This window comes from Streptomyces sp. D2-8 (genome assembly GCF_023184515.1).
GTDB lineage: Bacteria > Actinomycetota > Actinomycetes > Streptomycetales > Streptomycetaceae > Streptomyces.
In genome coordinates, this window is sequence record NZ_JAAHBP010000010.1 from 13,955 (window position 1) to 28,944 (window position 14,990).

Genomic DNA, 14,990 nt, shown 5'->3' on the forward strand with positions numbered 1-14,990 from the left:
CCGGCGGTCGTGCGGGAAACTCGACCGCATGCGTACTGCGTACAGCGTGGAGACGGTCCGGAACGCCGAACGGGAGCTGATGGCGCGGCTGCCGGAGGGGGCGCTGATGCAACGCGCCGCCGCCGGGCTCGCCGTGGCCTGCGCCGACCTGCTGGGGCGGGTGTACGGAAGCAGGGTCGTGCTGCTGGTCGGCAGCGGCGACAACGGGGGTGACGCCCTGTTCGCCGGAGCCCGGCTGGCCCGGCGGGGGGCCGGGGTCACGGCCGTGCTGCTCGCGCCGGAGCGGGCGCATGCGGCGGGGCTCGCGGCGTTGCGGCGGGCCGGGGGGCGGGTCGCGGGGGCCGGTGAGGGCGAGGCCCTTGCCGAGGGCGCGGATCTCGTCGTCGACGGGATCGTCGGGATCGGCGGGAAGGGCGGGCTGCGGCCGGACGCGGTGCCGTTGGCCGCCGCCGCCGGGCGGTCGCGCGGGGTCGTGGTCGCCGTCGATCTGCCCAGCGGTGTCGACGCCGACACCGGTGAGGTGCACGGGGTTGCCGTGCAGGCCGATCTGACCGTGACGTTCGGGACCCACAAGCCGGGGCTCCTGATCGACCCCGCGCGGGAGTACGCGGGGTCGGTGCGGCTGGTCGACATCGGGCTGGAGCTGCCGGTCGAGCCGGAGCTGGAGGCCTTGCAGCACGTGGACGTGGCCCGGTTGCTGCCGGTGCCGCGGGCGGAGAGCGACAAGTACCGGCGGGGCGTGGTCGGGATCGCCGCCGGGTCGGCGCGCTATCCGGGGGCCGCTGTGCTCGCCGTCTCGGGCGCGCTGCGGGGCGGGGCCGGGGCCGTGCGGTACGTCGGGCCGGCCGGGGACGCGGTCATCGCGCGGTTTCCCGAGACGCTCGTGTCGGACCAGGGGCCCAAGCATGCCGGGCGGGTGCAGGCGTGGGTCGTCGGGCCGGGGGCCGGGGACGACGCGGCGACGGTGGCGGAGGTGCTGGCGGCGGAGGTGCCGGTGCTGATCGACGCGGACGGGCTGCGGCTGGCGGACGTGGAGGTCGTGCGGGGGCGGCGGGCGCCGACGCTCATGACGCCGCATGCGGGGGAGGCGGCGGCGCTGCTGGGTGTGGAGCGGCGGGAGGTCGAAGGGGGCCGGTTGGCCGCGGTGCGGGAGCTGGCACGGCGGTACGGGGCGACCGTGCTGCTGAAGGGGTCCACGACGCTGGTGGCCGACTCGGGGGGTGGGGCGGTACGCGTGAACCCGACCGGGACGGGGTGGCTGGCCACGGCCGGGAGCGGGGACGTGCTGTCGGGGCTCGGCGGGTCGTTGCTGGCGGCGGGGCTGTCCGCGGTGGACGCGGGCAGTGCGGGGGCGTATCTGCATGGGCTGGCCGGGCGGCTGGCGGCGGAGGGGGCGCCGGTGGGGGCGCATGATGTGGCCGAGGCGCTTCCGGAGGCTTGGCGGAATGTTCTCGGCTGAGGGGGAGGGCCGGGGGGCCTGAGGGCCGAGTATGGCGGGTCGGTGGGGGATGCTGTCGTACTGGTTTCCGATGCACTGCCGTACGACGTGCAGTGGGGCGTGCTCGAGAAGGGCGACCGGGTGTCCGTGAGGGTGCGGCCCGGGACGTAGCCGACCTGCTGCCGGAGCCCTCTGAGACACTGGGCGCGATGAGCGAGAGAACAGCCCCGCGGACCGCGCCCCTGCGGGCCCGTGCCGAGATCGACCTGGCCGCCCTGCGGGCCAATGTGCGGGCCCTGCGTGCCCATGCGCCGGGTGCGGCCGTGATGGCCGTGGTGAAGTCCGAGGCGTACGGCCACGGGGCTGTGCCGTGCGCCCGCGCGGCCGTCGCCGCGGGGGCGAGCTGGCTGGGCACGGCCACGCCCGAGGAGGCCCTCGCCCTGCGGGCCGCCGGGCTGCCGGGCCGCATCATGTGCTGGCTGTGGACGCCCGGCGGGCCGTGGCACGAGGCCGTCGAGGCCGAGCTGGACGTGTCCGTCAGCGGGATGTGGGCCCTGCGGGAGGTCGTCGAGGCGGCCAGGGGAGCCGACCGGCCCGCTCGCGTGCAGCTCAAGGCCGACACCGGGCTCGGGCGCAACGGGTGCCAGCCGGGGGACGACTGGGCCGCGCTGGTCCGTGAGGCCTTGCGGGCCGAGGCCGAGGGGCTGCTGCGTGTCACGGGGCTGTGGTCGCACTTCGCCTGCGCCGACGAGCCCGGGCACCCCTCCATCGCCGCCCAGCTCGGCGTGTTCCGGGAGATGGTCGCGTACGCCGAGGGACAGGGCGTGCGGCCCGAGGTCCGGCACATCGCCAACTCGCCGGCCACGCTCACGCTCCCCGAGAGCCACTTCGACCTGGTCCGCACCGGCATCGCCACCTACGGCGTCTCGCCCAGCCCCGAGCTCGGCACCCCGGCCGACTTCGGGCTGCGCCCGGTGATGACCCTGTCCGCCTCGCTGGCCCTGGTCAAGAACGTCCCGGGCGGGCACGGCGTCAGCTACGGCCACCGGTATGTCACCCCCGGCGAGACCACCCTCGGCCTGGTGCCGCTGGGCTACGCGGACGGCATCCCGCGGCACGCCTCCTCGGCCGGGCCGGTCCTGGTCCAGGGCAAGTGGCGCACGATCGCCGGGCGGGTCGCCATGGACCAGTTCGTGGTGGATCTGGGGGGCGACGAGCCCGCGGCGGGGGCCGAGGCGGTCCTCTTCGGGCCCGGGGACCGCGGTGAGCCCACCGCGGAGGACTGGGCCCAGGCGGCCGGAACCATCGCCTACGAGATCGTGACCCGGATCGGAATCCGTGTTCCCCGCGTCTATGTGAATGAGGAACGGGACAGGTGACGCGCACGGGGAACCCGTCACGCGAGGAACACCAGGCACCCTGACAACAGCAGCATCATCAGGCTCACCGGTTCACCCGACCGGGTGAGTCACCCGATCGGCACCCCGGCGAAGAGGAGCGGTACGTGAGCGAGAGCAGTGCGGAGGTCGTCGCGGACGTCGCCTCCGCGGCCGTCGCGGCCTCCGCCGCGGGGGCGGCGGGAGGCTGGCGCCGGGCGACCGGTATCGCCGGCGTGGCGATAGGCGTGGTGGCCGCGGGCGCGGCCGCCGGTGTCGCCCTGGAGCGGATGACGGTCGGCCGCGGCATGCGCCAGAAGGCCCGGCTCGCCCTGGACTCGGCGGGGCCGTACGGCTCGCTGCGCGGCATGCCCGGCAAGGCGTTCTCCGACGACGGCACGGAGCTGTACTACGAGATCGACGACCTCGACCCGGAGGCCGCCCCGGCCGCCCTCGGCCCGCGCCGCCGCCGGCTCTTCGGCCGCAAGTCACCCGCTCCCGTCACCGTCGTCTTCAGCCACGGCTACTGCCTCAGCCAGGACTCCTGGCACTTCCAGCGGGCGGCCCTGCGGGGCGTCGTGCGGACCGTGCACTGGGACCAGCGCAGCCACGGCCGGTCCGGCCGGGGCGTCGCCCAGGGGCGGGACGGCGAGCCGGTCACGATCGAGCAGCTGGGCCGGGACCTGAAGGCCGTGATCGACGCGGCAGCCCCCGAGGGGCCGCTCGTGCTCGTCGGGCACTCCATGGGCGGCATGACGGTGATGGCACTGGCCGACCAGTACCCCGAGCTGATCCGCGAACGGATCGTCGGGGTCGCCTTCGTCGGGACGTCGTCGGGGCGGCTCGGCGAGGTCAACTACGGCCTGCCCGTCGCCGGGGTCAACGCGGTGCGGCGGGTGCTGCCCGGAGTGCTGAAGGCGCTGGGGCAGCGGGCCGAGCTGGTGGAGAAGGGGCGCCGGGCGACCGCGGACCTGTTCGCCGGGATCATCAAGCGGTACTCGTTCGCGTCCCGGGACGTCGACCCGGCCGTCGCCCGGTTCGCCGAGCGGATGATCGAGAGCACGCCGATCGACGTGGTCGCCGAGTACTACCCGGCGTTCAACGACCACGACAAGACCGAGGCGCTCGCCCACTTCGCGGACCTGCCGATGCTCGTCCTGGCCGGGGTGCAGGACCTGGTCACGCCGAGTGAGCACAGCGAGGCCATCGCCGATCTGCTGCCGGACGCCGAGCTGGTGCTGGTGCCGGACGCGGGGCACCTGGTGATGCTGGAACACCCGGAAGTGGTCACCGACCGCCTCGCCGACCTGCTCACCCGCACGGGTGCCGTGCCCGCAGGAGCTACCGTGAAGGGCTATGGAAGCACCAGCACCGCACAGCCCGGCTGAGCCCGGTTCCGTCCAGATCGTCGTCACGTCCCCTGAGCAGATGCGGGAGCTGGGCCGCCGGCTCGCGAAACTGCTGCGCGCGGGTGACCTGGTGATGCTCAGCGGGGAGCTCGGCGCGGGCAAGACGACGCTGACCCGTGGGCTGGGCGAGGGGCTCGGCGTACGCGGGGCCGTCACCTCGCCGACGTTCGTGATCGCCCGGGTGCATCCCTCGCTGGGCGACGGGCCGCCGCTGGTCCACGTCGACGCCTACCGGCTCTCCGGCGGTCTTGACGAGATGGAGGACCTCGACCTCGACGTCTCGCTGCCCGACTCCGTGGTCGTCGTGGAGTGGGGCGAGGGCAAGGTCGAGGAGCTGACCGAGGACCGGCTCCAGGTCGTGATCCACCGGGCGGTGGGCGACACGACCGACGAGGTCCGGCAGATGACGGTCACCGGTGTGGGGGAACGCTGGGCCACGGCGGATCTGAGCGTGCTCGCCGCCTGAGTCCTGGTGTGCGGTGATGTGATGGACGTTCCGACAAGACGTCGGCAAGATGTTGCGTTCGGCGTCTTGTGCGTGGTCACATGGTATCCAGTCCGTAGTTAGGTGTGCCTAACTTCGTTTGTCCCGGCCCTTCGGGAGGCGTCCATGTCGGCTACAGAGAGCAAGGGGCAGCCGCAGCGGTTCGCGGTCGCCGGGGTGTCCATGCACGACCTGCTGGCGGCCGGCGAGGCGGCGGCGCTGCTCTCCACGCCGCCGCGCGCTCCCGAGCCGGAGTTCTCCGAACGAGCCCCGGGACACCGCGAAGCGGCCTAGTAGTGCTTCGTCAGGTTCTGGGCTGTCCGGGCTAGCGGACGACCACGACCGTGCGGCCGATCGTCGCGAACGTCCACATCGCGTCGCCGTCCGCGCGGGACTCGCGGATGCCGCCCGTGCGGACCTTCGGGTCGGGCGCCGGGGCGGTCGCGCCGCCCACGGCCGCGCTGAAGCCGATGACCACGCCGTCCACACTGGCGAAGCGCACCACGTGCTCGACCGGGACGCCGTCGGAGCCGGTGACCGCGTTCGAGCGGGACGTCACCGAGTAGCTGCCCGGGGCCGGGTCCACCGCGCTCGGGTCGACCTCGAACGTACGGCTGACCGCCTCGTCCGCGGCGACCAGCCACACCCGGTCACCACGCAGCGAGTACACGACCCGCGCGCCCTTGCCGGAGCCGCCGGGCAGTGCGGTGGGGTCCTTCTTGACCTGGGGCGCCTTCGACGTCCCGGCCGCCGGCTGTGCGCCCGCCTGTGTGGCTCTGCCCAGGCCGGCCGGGACGGTCTGGGCCGCCTGCTGGGCGAGGTAGCCGATCGTCGCGAGGGCCGCGGCGGTGAGCCCGGCCACGATTCCCGAGCTGCTGGCTGCCACCGGCGTCCACCTCACGTCGTCCATCCCTGTCGTGACGGTAGGTGACGGTAGCAGCAGGTGACGACCCGGCAGGTGCGGCCGTGCCGGGCCCCGGGGAGCCGTAGGCTGTTTGCGTGCTCTTGCTCGCTCTGGATACCGCCACGCCCGCTGTCACCGTCGCGCTGCACGACGGACGCGATGTCATCGCCTCGTCGAGTCAGGTGGACGCGCGGCGGCACGGGGAACTGCTGCTGCCGGCGATCGACCGGCTGTTCGCCGAGGCCGGTCTGCGGCTCGACGCCGTCACCGGGATCGTCGCCGGGATCGGTCCGGGACCGTACACCGGCCTGCGCGTCGGCCTGATGACCGCGGACACCTTCGGGCTCGCGCTCGGTGTCCCCGTGCACGGCGTGTGCACGCTGGACGGCCTCGCCTACGCCGCCGACCTGGAGGGCCCGTTCGTCGTAGCGACCGACGCCCGCCGCAAGGAGGTGTACTGGGCCCGCTACGCCGACTCCCGCACCCGGGTCACCGACCCGGCCGTGGACCGGCCCGCCGACATCGCCGAGCAGGTCCAGGGGCTGCCCGCGGTCGGGGCGGGCGCGCTGCTGTACCCGGACACCTTCCCCAAGGCGCACGAGCCGGAGCACGTGTCCGCCGCCGCCCTCGCCCGGCTGGCCGCGGAGAAACTGGCGGCCGGCGAGGAACTCCCCGCGCCCCGGCCGCTGTACCTGCGCCGCCCCGACGCCCAGGTCCCCAAGAACTACAAGGTGGTCACCCCCAAGTGACCGAACCCGAGACGTGTGCGCTGCGTGAGATGCGCTGGTGGGACATCGACGCCGTGCTGGAGCTGGAGCGAGCCCTGTTCCCCGAGGACGCCTGGTCCCGGGGCATGTTCTGGTCCGAGCTGGCCCATGCGCGGGGGCCCGAGGCCAACCGGCGGTACGTGGTCGCCGAGGCCGGCTCCCGGATCGTCGGGTACGCCGGTCTGGTCGCCACCGGTGAGCAGGCCGACGTCCAGACCATCGCCGTCTCCCGCGACCGTTGGGGCACCGGCCTCGGCGGACAACTGCTCGCCGAACTGCTGCGGGCGGCCGGTGCCTTCGAGTGCGCCGAGGTGATGCTGGAGTGCCGGGTCGACAACGTCCGCGCACAGAAGCTGTACGAGCGCTTCGGCTTCGAACCCATCGGCTTCCGGCGCGGCTACTACCAGCCGGGAAACGTGGACGCCCTGGTGATGCGCCTGACCGCCCCCGAGAACTCCGCACAAGGAACCGAGATCAATGGCTGACGAACCCCTCGTACTGGGAATCGAGACCTCCTGCGACGAGACCGGCGTCGGCATCGTCCGGGGCACCACCCTGCTGGCCGACGCCGTCGCCTCCAGCGTCGACGAGCACGCCCGCTTCGGCGGCGTCGTCCCGGAGGTCGCGAGCCGCGCCCACCTGGAGGCGATGGTCCCCACCATCGACCGCGCGCTGAAGGAGGCGGGCGTCACCGCCCGCGACCTCGACGGCATCGCCGTCACCGCCGGTCCCGGCCTCGCCGGTGCCCTGCTGGTCGGCGTCTCCGCGGCGAAGGCCTACGCGTACGCGCTCGGCAAGCCGCTCTACGGCGTCAACCACCTCGCCTCGCACATCTGCGTGGACCAGCTGGAGCACGGCGCGCTGCCCGAGCCGACCATGGCCCTGCTGGTCTCCGGCGGGCACTCCTCGCTGCTGCTGTCCTCGGACATCACCTCCGACGTCCGCCCGATGGGCGCCACCATCGACGACGCGGCCGGTGAGGCCTTCGACAAGATCGCCCGCGTGCTGAACCTCGGCTTCCCGGGCGGCCCGGTCATCGACCGGTACGCGAAGGAGGGCGACCCGAACGCCATCACCTTCCCGCGCGGCCTGACCGGCCCGCGCGACCCGGTCTACGACTTCTCCTTCTCGGGTCTGAAGACCGCCGTGGCGCGCTGGATCGAGGCCAAGCGGGCGGCGGGGGAGGAGGTGCCGGTGCGGGACGTGGCGGCCTCCTTCCAGGAGGCGGTCGTGGACGTGCTGACCCGCAAGGCCGTCCGGGCCTGCAAGGACGAGGGTGTCGACCACCTGATGATCGGCGGCGGCGTGGCCGCCAACTCCCGTCTGCGCGTCCTCGCCCAGGAGCGCTGCGAGGCCGCCGGGATCCGGCTGCGCGTGCCGCGGCCCAAGCTGTGCACGGACAATGGGGCGATGGTGGCCGCCCTCGGCGCCGAGATGGTCGCCCGGGGCCGGGCGGCGTCGGCCTGGGACCTGTCGGCGGACTCGTCCCTGCCGGTGACCGAACCGCACGTGCCCGGGTACGACCACGACCACGTGCACGAGGTCAGCAAGGAGAACCTCTACTCGTGACGGTCGCGTTGATGTGGGAGGCCCGGGCGTCCGAGGGCCGCGGCGAGGAGTTGCTGGCCTGGGCGCGCGCCCAGGAGCTCCCCCGCGAGCCCCTGCGCCGGGAGACCTTCAGGGCGCCCCAGGACCGCGTCCTCGTCCTCACCTGGTGGGACGCCCCCTACGACGCCGAACTGCCCGAACTGCCCGAGCCGGACGGGGAACTGGTCACACGGGCGGTGCACCGGTGGCGGTTCGAGTCGGTGGACGCCGGCTGACCGAGAGCCGCCCGGGCTCGTCCGGGAAGTGCCCCCGCCACAGCACCCGGCCGTTCCTGCCCAGCGCGGCGTCTACCGCGTGGACGTACCTGTCCATCCCACCCCCGTGCTCCCGGCACGGAGGGTCACCCCACCCGCGACACGTCCGTCCCGCACCGAAGCCGCCGCTCGGGGCCGAGGACCCTGAGCGGGCCGGTGAGAGTGAGCCGGGCCGTGTGGCGTACGTCCGTGCTGGACGCCGCCAGCCGTAGTTCCAGGGCGCCCGGTTCGACCACCCTGCGGCCCGAGCGGTCGGTGAACGCCGAGAGGTCCGGGTGGAAGCGGAACGTGACCCGGGCCGCCTCGCCCGGGGCCAGTTCCACCCGCTGGTAGCCGATCAGCCGGACGTCGGGGCGGGTCACCGAGGCCACCGGGTCGTGCAGATACAGCTGCACCACCTCCGCGCCCTCGCGGTCGCCCGTGTTCCGGACGGTCACCGACACGTCGTGGGAGCCGTCCGTGCCGAGCTCGGCCGGTTCCGTCGCGGAGCAGTCCTCCCAGGCGAACGCCGTGTACGAGCGGCCGTGGCCGAAGGCGTACAGCGGGGTCGGGTCGAGGTTGCTGACCTCGCCCGCGAGGCCCAGGGGCGGCTGGAGGTAGGTCCAGGGCTGCCCGCCGGGGACCTGCGGGACGCTCACGGGCAGGCGGCCCGAGGGGTTCACGCGGCCCGACAGGACGCCCGCGACCGCCGGGCCGCCCTCTTCGCCCGGGAAGAAGGCCTGGACGACCGCGCCGAGGCGGCCGTGCCAGCGGCCCAGGGCGTAGGGGCGGCCGGTCAGCAGCACCAGCACCACGGGAACGCCCGTGGCGACCAGCGCGTCCAGCAGCTCGCCCTGGGCGCCCGGCAGGCCGAGGTCCGTCGCGTCGCAGCCCTCGCCGGAGGTGCCGCGGCCGAACAGGCCCGCCCGGTCGCCGAGGACCGCCACGCACACGTCCGCCTCGGCGGTGCGGGCGATCGCCTCCTCGAAGCCCGCGGTGTCCGGGCCCGTCACGTCGCAACCCTGCGCGAACGTCACCTTGGCGTCGGGCAGTTCGGTGCGCAGGGCGTCCAGGACGGTCGGGATCTCGATGCCGGCCGGCACCTCGGGGTGGTGGGTGAGGACGTGGGACGGGAAGGAATAGCAGCCCAGCATGGCCAGGGCGTCGGCCGCCCGGGGGCCGACCACCGCGATGCGGGTGTCGGGGGCCAGCGGGAGCAGGCCGTCGGGGTTGTCGAGCAGGACCACCGACTCCTCCGCCAGCCGGCGGGCCAGGATGCGGTTGCCCGTGGAATCGAGGTTGATCGCGGTGGTGGGCTCGGGGGTCCAGTCCTCGTCCAGCAGGCCCAGTTCGCACTTCTGGAGCAGGACGCGGCGGGCCGCCCGGTCCACGAGCTCCTCGGGGACCTCGCCCGAGCGGACCGCCTCCAGCAGCGGCCGGCCGTAGCACTTGACGGTGGGCAGTTCGACGTCGATCCCGGCGGTGAGGGCCGCGTGGGCCGCCTCGGCCGGGGTGCCGGCGACCCGGTGGAGGGTCTGGAGGAAGCCGATGCCGAAGTAGTCGGCGACGACCGTGCCGGTGAAGCCCCACTCCTCGCGCAGGAGACGGGTCAGCAGCCCGGGGTCCGCGGAGGCCGGCACACCGTCCGTCTCGGTGTAGGCGGCCATCACCGAGCGGGCGCCGCCCTCGCGCAGGGCCATCTCGAAGGGCGGCAGGGTGACGTCGGCGAACTCGCGGACGCCGGCCCGCACCGGGGCGAGGTTGCGCGCGCCGGCCGAGGAGGCGTACCCGGCGAAGTGCTTGAGCGTGGCGACGACCCCGGCCGACTCCAGGCCCCGCACATAGGCCGTGCCGACCGTGCCGACCAGGTACGGGTCCTCGCCGATCGTCTCCTCCACCCGGCCCCAGCGCGGATCGCGTACGACGTCCAGCACGGGCGCGAGGCCCTGGTGGACACCGGCCGAGCGCAGGTCGTCGCCGACGCGGCGGGCCATCTCCTCGACCAGCGGCGGATCCCAGGTCGCCCCCCAGGCCAGCGGGACCGGGTAGGCCGTGGCCTGCCAGGCGGTGAAGCCGGCCAGGCACTCCTCGTGCGCGATCGCCGGGATGCCGAAGCGGCCGGCCCCGGCGATACGGCGCTGGGCGCGCGCCAGGGCCTGCGCGCCGAGCGCCGGGTCCACGGGGGCGGTGCCGAAGGAGCGGGTGAGCTGGCCCAGGCCGTGGCTGATCAGCTCCTCCCAATCGTCGTCGGAGGACGCGACGGTCATGTCGTGCTGGTGCGGAGCGACACCGTCGCCGTCCGTCGCGGCGCCCACCCACACGCCGTACAGCTGGGCGGTCTTCTCCTCCAGGGTCATCCGGGAGAGCAGGTCGTCGACGCGGGCGGCGGCGGGCAGCGCGGGGTCACGCCAGGGCGCGGTGGTCATGAAGCTCCTGTCGGGTGGACGGACGGCCCTCTCACGAACGTTTCACGAATGTTTCGTAATGAACTTCGAATGTTCCGGGAACCTATGGCGGTGCGAGGGCTTCGTCAAGGGGGCCCGCAGGGTTACGATCGCCGCCATGACTTCCCCGGAGCCCGTTGAAAGCCGGACGCAGACCCGGACGCAGGGGCGCACAGCGCAGACCGCGACGCTCGCCGAGATCGCCCGTGAGGCGGGCGTGTCGGCGCCGACTGTTTCGAAGGTCCTCAACGGCCGGGCCGACGTCGCCCCGGCCACCCGGTCCCGCGTCGAGGACCTGCTGCGCGCCCACGGCTACCGGCGCCGCCGTGCCGAGGCGACCCGTTCGCCCCTGATCGACCTGGTCTTCCACGAGCTGGAGAGCGCCTGGGCGATGGAGGTCATCCGGGGCGTGGAGAACGTGGCCCGGGACGCCGGCCTCAGTGTCGTGCTGTCCGAGAGCGCGGGGCGGCTCACCCCCGGGCGGACCTGGGCCGACCAGGTCGCCGCGCGCCGGCCGCACGGCGTGATCCTGGTCCTGTCCGGGCTCGACGAGTCGCAGCGGGCGCTGCTGACCAGCCGCTCCATCCCGTTCGTGGTGATGGACCCGGCCGGCGACCCCGGCGCCGACGTGCCGTCGATCGGCGCGACCAACTGGCAGGGCGGTCTCGCCGCCACCCGGCATCTGGTCGAGCTGGGCCACCGCCGCATCGGCGCGATCAGCGGGCCGTCGCAGATGATGTGCAGCCGGGCCCGGATCGACGGCTACCGGGCCGCACTGGAGACGGCCGGGCTGCCGGTCGATCCCGCCCTGATCGCGACCGGCGACTTCCACCACGAGACCGGCTACCGGCGGGGTCTGGAGCTGCTGCGCCGCCCGGACCGGCCGACCGCCGTCTTCGCCGGGAACGACCTCCAGGCGCTCGGGCTGTACGAGGCCGCGCGTGAGCTGGGTCTGCGCATCCCCGAGGACCTGAGCGTGGTCGGGTTCGACGATCTGCCGGTGGCGCCGTGGGTCGGGCCGCCGCTGACGACCGTACGGCAGCCGCTGACGGAGATGGCCGAGGCGGCGGCCAAGCTGGTCCTCGACCTCGGGCGGGACGAGGAGACGCCGGCGGCGACCCGGGTGGAGCTGGCGACGAGCCTGGTGGTGCGCAGCAGCACGGCGGGGCCGGCGGGAGGCCAGGAGCCGCATTGACGGGTGTTGCGGACGCCTCCATGCTGCACCGAAGTCAATCGGTTGCACCATCGAAACTTTCGGAGGCGCCCGCAATAGAGAGCAATCCGGTGCCGGTGGTGACGCTGGGGTGAGTCCCGGTCCGGAAATCTGAGAATTTCCGAAGAAAGAGCGCCCTGGACTCCCTGCTCGTAATAATTCGGACTTACGTTCCTGCCCGTGACGGGACGCAACGGGGACGAGGGCATGGAAGTGGGCCGGCGGTCGAGAGCGCTGAAGATCGCCGGCCTCACCCTGGCAGGGGCGCTGGTGCTGGGCGCCGGGGCGGCGGGCTGGGCCTACTGGCATCTCAGCGACAACATCACCAGCGTCGACATCGCCAACGCGCTGGGCGACGACCGGCCGTCGAAGCCGGTGACCACACCGTCGCCCGCGGCCCTGCCGAGCGAGGCCCTCAACATCCTGGTCCTCGGCTCGGACTCGCGCAGCGGCGAGGAGAACCGCAGGCTCGGCGGCGGCGACAGCTCCGGCGCCCGCTCCGACACGGCGATGGTCGTCCATCTCGACGCCGGGCGGACCAGCGCGACGGTGGTGAGCATCCCGCGCGACACCCTGGTCACCCGCCCGTCCTGCCCGCGCCCGTCCGGCGGGTCGACGGCGGTCGCCCACCACTCCATGTTCAACAGCGCCTACGAGGTCGGCGGTCCGGTCTGCGCGGTGAAGACGGTCGAGGCGCTGACGAACGTCCGCATGGACCACTACCTCGAGATCGACTTCTCGGGCTTCGCCCGGCTGGTCGACGCGCTCGGCGGCGTCACCGTCACCACGGACGAGGACATCGCCGACGAGGACAGTCATCTGCGGCTGAAGGCGGGCACCCACCACCTGGACGGCACCCGGGCCCTCGCCCTCGCCCGCACCCGGCACGGCATAGGCGACGGCAGCGACCTGGGCCGCATAGGCCTCCAGCAGAAGCTGGTGAAGGCCCTGCTGGAGCAGATCGCCGCCCAGGACCTGCTCACCGACCCGGCCAGGCTGTACCGCGTCGCGGACACGGTCACGGCCGGCCTCACCACCGACACCGGCCTGGACTCCCTCGCCGAACTGACCCGGCTCGGACAGAGCCTGAAGGGCCTCTCGGCGAGCGGGGTGCGCACGGTGATGATGCCCGTGGTGCAGGCGCCGTCGGATCCCAACCGGGTGGTGGCGGACGAGCCGGAGGCGGGGGAGCTGTGGGAGTCGCTGCGGTGACGGCGGGTCCTGACGGCGGGCAGGAAGAAGGGCCGGCGGCCGAGCTGCTGTACCGGCAGGGCGTCTCACCTGCGAAGACGCCTCCCGCGGAAAATTCTCCGAAGAAATCCGGCGAGCGTGTCGATCCGGCGGTCTCCCGATCGACGCAGGGGTGAGAGTGGGGAAGAGCCCCGCTCCGAAGACCCCGAGGAGTCACCATGCCGCGCTTTCTCACCCTGATCCGCATCGACGAGAAGAACGCCCCCGCCGAGGGCCCGAGCCCCGAGCTCATGGAGCGGATGGGCAAGTTGCTGGAGGAGATCACCAAGGCAGGGGTCATGCTCGACACGGCCGGGCTCACGCCGACCTCCGACGGCAGCCGGGTGACCTGGGAGGGCGGGCAGCTGTCCGTCACCGACGGGCCGTTCACCGAGTCCAAGGAGGTCATCGGCGGTTACTCGATCAGCCAGTGCAAGGACAAGGCCGAGGCGATCGAGTGGACCAAGCGGTTCCTGTCCCTGCACGAGGACTACTGGACGATCACCGCCGAGGTCCGGCAGATCGCCGGGGACTGACCGGTCCTGCTTGGCCGGGCGGCCCCACGGGTGTCTGATGGTGGGCTGTGACCCCGCAGCCCACCCCGGCCTCGCAGCCCACCCCGCCCCCGGCGCCCCGGCCCGACCGGACCGCAGAGACCATCGAGACCGTCTTCCGCATGGAGTCGCCCCGGATCATCGCCGGCGTCACCCGGGTCGTCCGGGACGTCGGCATCGCCGAGGAACTCGCGCAGGACGCGCTGGTCGCGGCACTGGAGCAGTGGCCGCGCGACGGGGTGCCCGACAACCCGGGCGCCTGGCTCATGACCACCGCCCGCCACCGCGCCGTCGACCTGGTCCGGCGCCGCGAGAACTACGCCCGCAAGCTGGCGGAGATCGGCCGGGACCTGTCGGCCACGGCTCCCCCGGAGGAGCCCGCCGACCCCGACGACATCGACGACGACCTGCTCCGCCTGGTCTTCACCGCCTGCCACCCGGTCCTGACCACCGAGGCCCGCACCGCCCTCACCCTGCGCCTGCTCGGCGGCCTGACCACGGCCGAGATCGCCCGCGCCTTCCTTGTCCCGGAGCCGACGATCGCGCAGCGCATCGTCCGCGCCAAACGCACCCTGGCGACGAAGAACGTCGCCTTCGAGGTGCCCCACGGCCCCGACCGCGAGGCCCGTCTCGGCTCGGTCCTCGACGTCATCTACCTGATCTTCAACGAGGGGTACGCGGCCACCGCCGGCGACGACTGGCTCCGCCCCTCCCTGTGCGAGGACGCCCTGCGCCTGGCCCGGGTGCTCTCGGCCCTCATGCCGAAGGAACCCGAGGTGCACGGCCTCACCGCGCTCCTGGAGCTCCAGGCCTCCCGCACGGCCGCCCGCACCGGCCCCTCGGGCGAGCCGGTCCTCCTGAAGGACCAGAACCGCTCCCGCTGGAACCGCATGCTCATCTCCCGCGGCATCGCCGCGCTGGGCCGGGCCGAGGCCACCTCCTCCGGCGCGCCGGGCCCGTACCTCCTCCAGGCGGCCATCGCCGCCTGCCACGCGCACGCGTACACGTACGAGGAGACCGACTGGTCCCGCATCGCCACTCTCTACGGCCTCCTCGCCGCCCGCTCCCCGTCGCCGGTCGTGGAGCTGAACCGCGCGGTGGCCGTCTCGATGTCCGAAGGGCCGGGCCCCGCCCTGGTCCTCGTCGACGCCCTGGCCGGCGACCCCGCCCTGCGGGAGTACCACCTGCTGCCCAGCGTCCGCGGCGACCTGCTCGCCCGCCTCGGCCGTACGGCTCAGGCCCGCGCGGAGTTCGAACGGGCGGCGTCCCTGACCCGGAACGGGCGGGAGCGGGACCTGCTGCTGAGGCGGGCGGCGGAGCAGTCCTGACG

The 14,990-nt window shown here is 73.7% G+C and carries 15 protein-coding genes; 13 read left to right on the forward strand and 2 right to left on the reverse strand.

Annotated elements, in window-relative coordinates:
• Positions 1-28 precede the first annotated feature (28 nt).
• The 5 genes from G3I77_RS19990 (at position 29) to G3I77_RS20010 (ending at position 5,001) form a co-directional block, all read left to right on the forward strand.
• Entirely contained in the window at positions 29-1,459 is a 1,431-nt protein-coding gene (locus G3I77_RS19990) for an NAD(P)H-hydrate dehydratase (RefSeq protein WP_248505647.1), read from the forward strand.
• Positions 1,460-1,647: 188 nt separating this feature from the next.
• Positions 1,648-2,817 carry an alanine racemase gene (alr, locus tag G3I77_RS19995; protein ID WP_248505649.1) on the forward strand — a complete coding sequence of 390 codons (1,170 nt, stop codon included), beginning with the start codon at positions 1,648-1,650 and terminating at the stop codon, positions 2,815-2,817.
• 125 nt (positions 2,818-2,942) lie between these two features.
• Entirely contained in the window at positions 2,943-4,202 is a 1,260-nt protein-coding gene (locus G3I77_RS20000) for an alpha/beta fold hydrolase (RefSeq protein ID WP_248505651.1), read from the forward strand.
• Positions 4,171-4,689 carry a tRNA (adenosine(37)-N6)-threonylcarbamoyltransferase complex ATPase subunit type 1 TsaE gene (gene tsaE, locus G3I77_RS20005; RefSeq protein ID WP_161369453.1) on the forward strand — a complete coding sequence of 173 codons (519 nt, stop codon included), beginning with the start codon at positions 4,171-4,173 and terminating at the stop codon, positions 4,687-4,689. The genes G3I77_RS20000 and tsaE overlap by 32 nt, the downstream gene beginning before the upstream one ends.
• Positions 4,690-4,833: 144 nt before the next feature.
• Positions 4,834-5,001: a hypothetical protein gene (locus G3I77_RS20010; RefSeq protein WP_248505653.1), complete on the forward strand. Its 168-nt coding sequence runs from the start codon at positions 4,834-4,836 to the stop codon at positions 4,999-5,001.
• 31 nt (positions 5,002-5,032) lie between these two features.
• On the opposite strand, the gene G3I77_RS20015 is transcribed toward G3I77_RS20010, so the two are convergent.
• Positions 5,033-5,593, reverse strand: a complete 561-nt coding sequence (locus G3I77_RS20015; RefSeq protein ID WP_248505656.1) for a hypothetical protein — start codon at positions 5,591-5,593, stop codon at positions 5,033-5,035.
• Positions 5,594-5,706: 113 nt separating this feature from the next.
• Between G3I77_RS20015 and tsaB the strand changes: the two genes are divergently transcribed.
• The 4 genes from tsaB to G3I77_RS20035 are packed head-to-tail and all read left to right on the forward strand — an operon-like array spanning position 5,707 to position 8,201.
• Complete coding sequence (gene tsaB / locus G3I77_RS20020) at positions 5,707-6,360, forward strand: tRNA (adenosine(37)-N6)-threonylcarbamoyltransferase complex dimerization subunit type 1 TsaB (protein ID WP_248505658.1); 654 nt, start codon at positions 5,707-5,709, stop codon at positions 6,358-6,360.
• Positions 6,361-6,389: 29 nt separating this feature from the next.
• A complete protein-coding gene (rimI, locus tag G3I77_RS20025) occupies positions 6,390-6,863 on the forward strand; it encodes a ribosomal protein S18-alanine N-acetyltransferase (RefSeq protein WP_248505780.1) in 474 nt (157 codons plus the stop codon).
• On the forward strand, positions 6,856-7,947 hold the full coding sequence (tsaD, locus tag G3I77_RS20030; RefSeq protein ID WP_248505660.1) for a tRNA (adenosine(37)-N6)-threonylcarbamoyltransferase complex transferase subunit TsaD: 1,092 nt from the start codon (positions 6,856-6,858) through the stop codon (positions 7,945-7,947). The genes rimI and tsaD overlap by 8 nt, the downstream gene beginning before the upstream one ends.
• Positions 7,944-8,201 carry a hypothetical protein gene (locus G3I77_RS20035; protein ID WP_248505662.1) on the forward strand — a complete coding sequence of 86 codons (258 nt, stop codon included), beginning with the start codon at positions 7,944-7,946 and terminating at the stop codon, positions 8,199-8,201. The genes tsaD and G3I77_RS20035 overlap by 4 nt, the downstream gene beginning before the upstream one ends.
• Before the next feature lie 125 nt (positions 8,202-8,326).
• Here the strand turns inward: G3I77_RS20035 and G3I77_RS20040 are convergent, their stop codons facing one another.
• The gene (locus G3I77_RS20040; protein ID WP_248505664.1) at positions 8,327-10,645 is read right to left on the reverse strand and encodes a glycoside hydrolase family 3 N-terminal domain-containing protein; all 2,319 of its coding nucleotides are present in this window, start codon (positions 10,643-10,645) and stop codon (positions 8,327-8,329) included.
• Positions 10,646-10,781: 136 nt separating this feature from the next.
• Between G3I77_RS20040 and G3I77_RS20045 the strand changes: the two genes are divergently transcribed.
• The 4 genes from G3I77_RS20045 to G3I77_RS20060 all read left to right on the forward strand — a co-directional run bounded on the left by G3I77_RS20045 (position 10,782) and on the right by G3I77_RS20060 (position 14,988).
• Positions 10,782-11,858, forward strand: a complete 1,077-nt coding sequence (locus G3I77_RS20045; protein ID WP_248505666.1) for a LacI family DNA-binding transcriptional regulator — start codon at positions 10,782-10,784, stop codon at positions 11,856-11,858.
• A 225-nt stretch (positions 11,859-12,083) separates the two neighbouring features.
• On the forward strand, positions 12,084-13,088 hold the full coding sequence (locus G3I77_RS20050) for an LCP family protein (RefSeq protein ID WP_248505782.1): 1,005 nt from the start codon (positions 12,084-12,086) through the stop codon (positions 13,086-13,088).
• Between the two features lie 197 nt (positions 13,089-13,285).
• The gene (locus G3I77_RS20055) at positions 13,286-13,642 is read left to right on the forward strand and encodes a YciI family protein (RefSeq protein ID WP_248505669.1); all 357 of its coding nucleotides are present in this window, start codon (positions 13,286-13,288) and stop codon (positions 13,640-13,642) included.
• Positions 13,643-13,764: 122 nt separating this feature from the next.
• The gene (locus G3I77_RS20060) at positions 13,765-14,988 is read left to right on the forward strand and encodes an RNA polymerase sigma factor (RefSeq protein WP_308311403.1); all 1,224 of its coding nucleotides are present in this window, start codon (positions 13,765-13,767) and stop codon (positions 14,986-14,988) included.
• Positions 14,989-14,990: the final 2 nt, after the last annotated feature.

Coding starts and splice junctions, on each gene's coding strand:
- tsaE (WP_161369453.1), top strand. CDS start 4,171: ATGGAAGCACCAGCACCGCACAGCCCGGCTGAGCCCGGTTCCGTCCAG.
- G3I77_RS20050 (WP_248505782.1), top strand. CDS start 12,084: ATGGAAGTGGGCCGGCGGTCGAGAGCGCTGAAGATCGCCGGCCTCACC.
- tsaD (WP_248505660.1), top strand. CDS start 6,856: ATGGCTGACGAACCCCTCGTACTGGGAATCGAGACCTCCTGCGACGAG.
- rimI (WP_248505780.1), top strand. CDS start 6,390: ATGCGCTGGTGGGACATCGACGCCGTGCTGGAGCTGGAGCGAGCCCTG.
- G3I77_RS20045 (WP_248505666.1), top strand. CDS start 10,782: ATGACTTCCCCGGAGCCCGTTGAAAGCCGGACGCAGACCCGGACGCAG.
- alr (WP_248505649.1), top strand. CDS start 1,648: ATGAGCGAGAGAACAGCCCCGCGGACCGCGCCCCTGCGGGCCCGTGCC.
- G3I77_RS19990 (WP_248505647.1), top strand. CDS start 29: ATGCGTACTGCGTACAGCGTGGAGACGGTCCGGAACGCCGAACGGGAG.
- G3I77_RS20055 (WP_248505669.1), top strand. CDS start 13,286: ATGCCGCGCTTTCTCACCCTGATCCGCATCGACGAGAAGAACGCCCCC.
- G3I77_RS20010 (WP_248505653.1), top strand. CDS start 4,834: ATGTCGGCTACAGAGAGCAAGGGGCAGCCGCAGCGGTTCGCGGTCGCC.
- G3I77_RS20040 (WP_248505664.1), bottom strand. CDS start 10,645: ATGACCACCGCGCCCTGGCGTGACCCCGCGCTGCCCGCCGCCGCCCGC.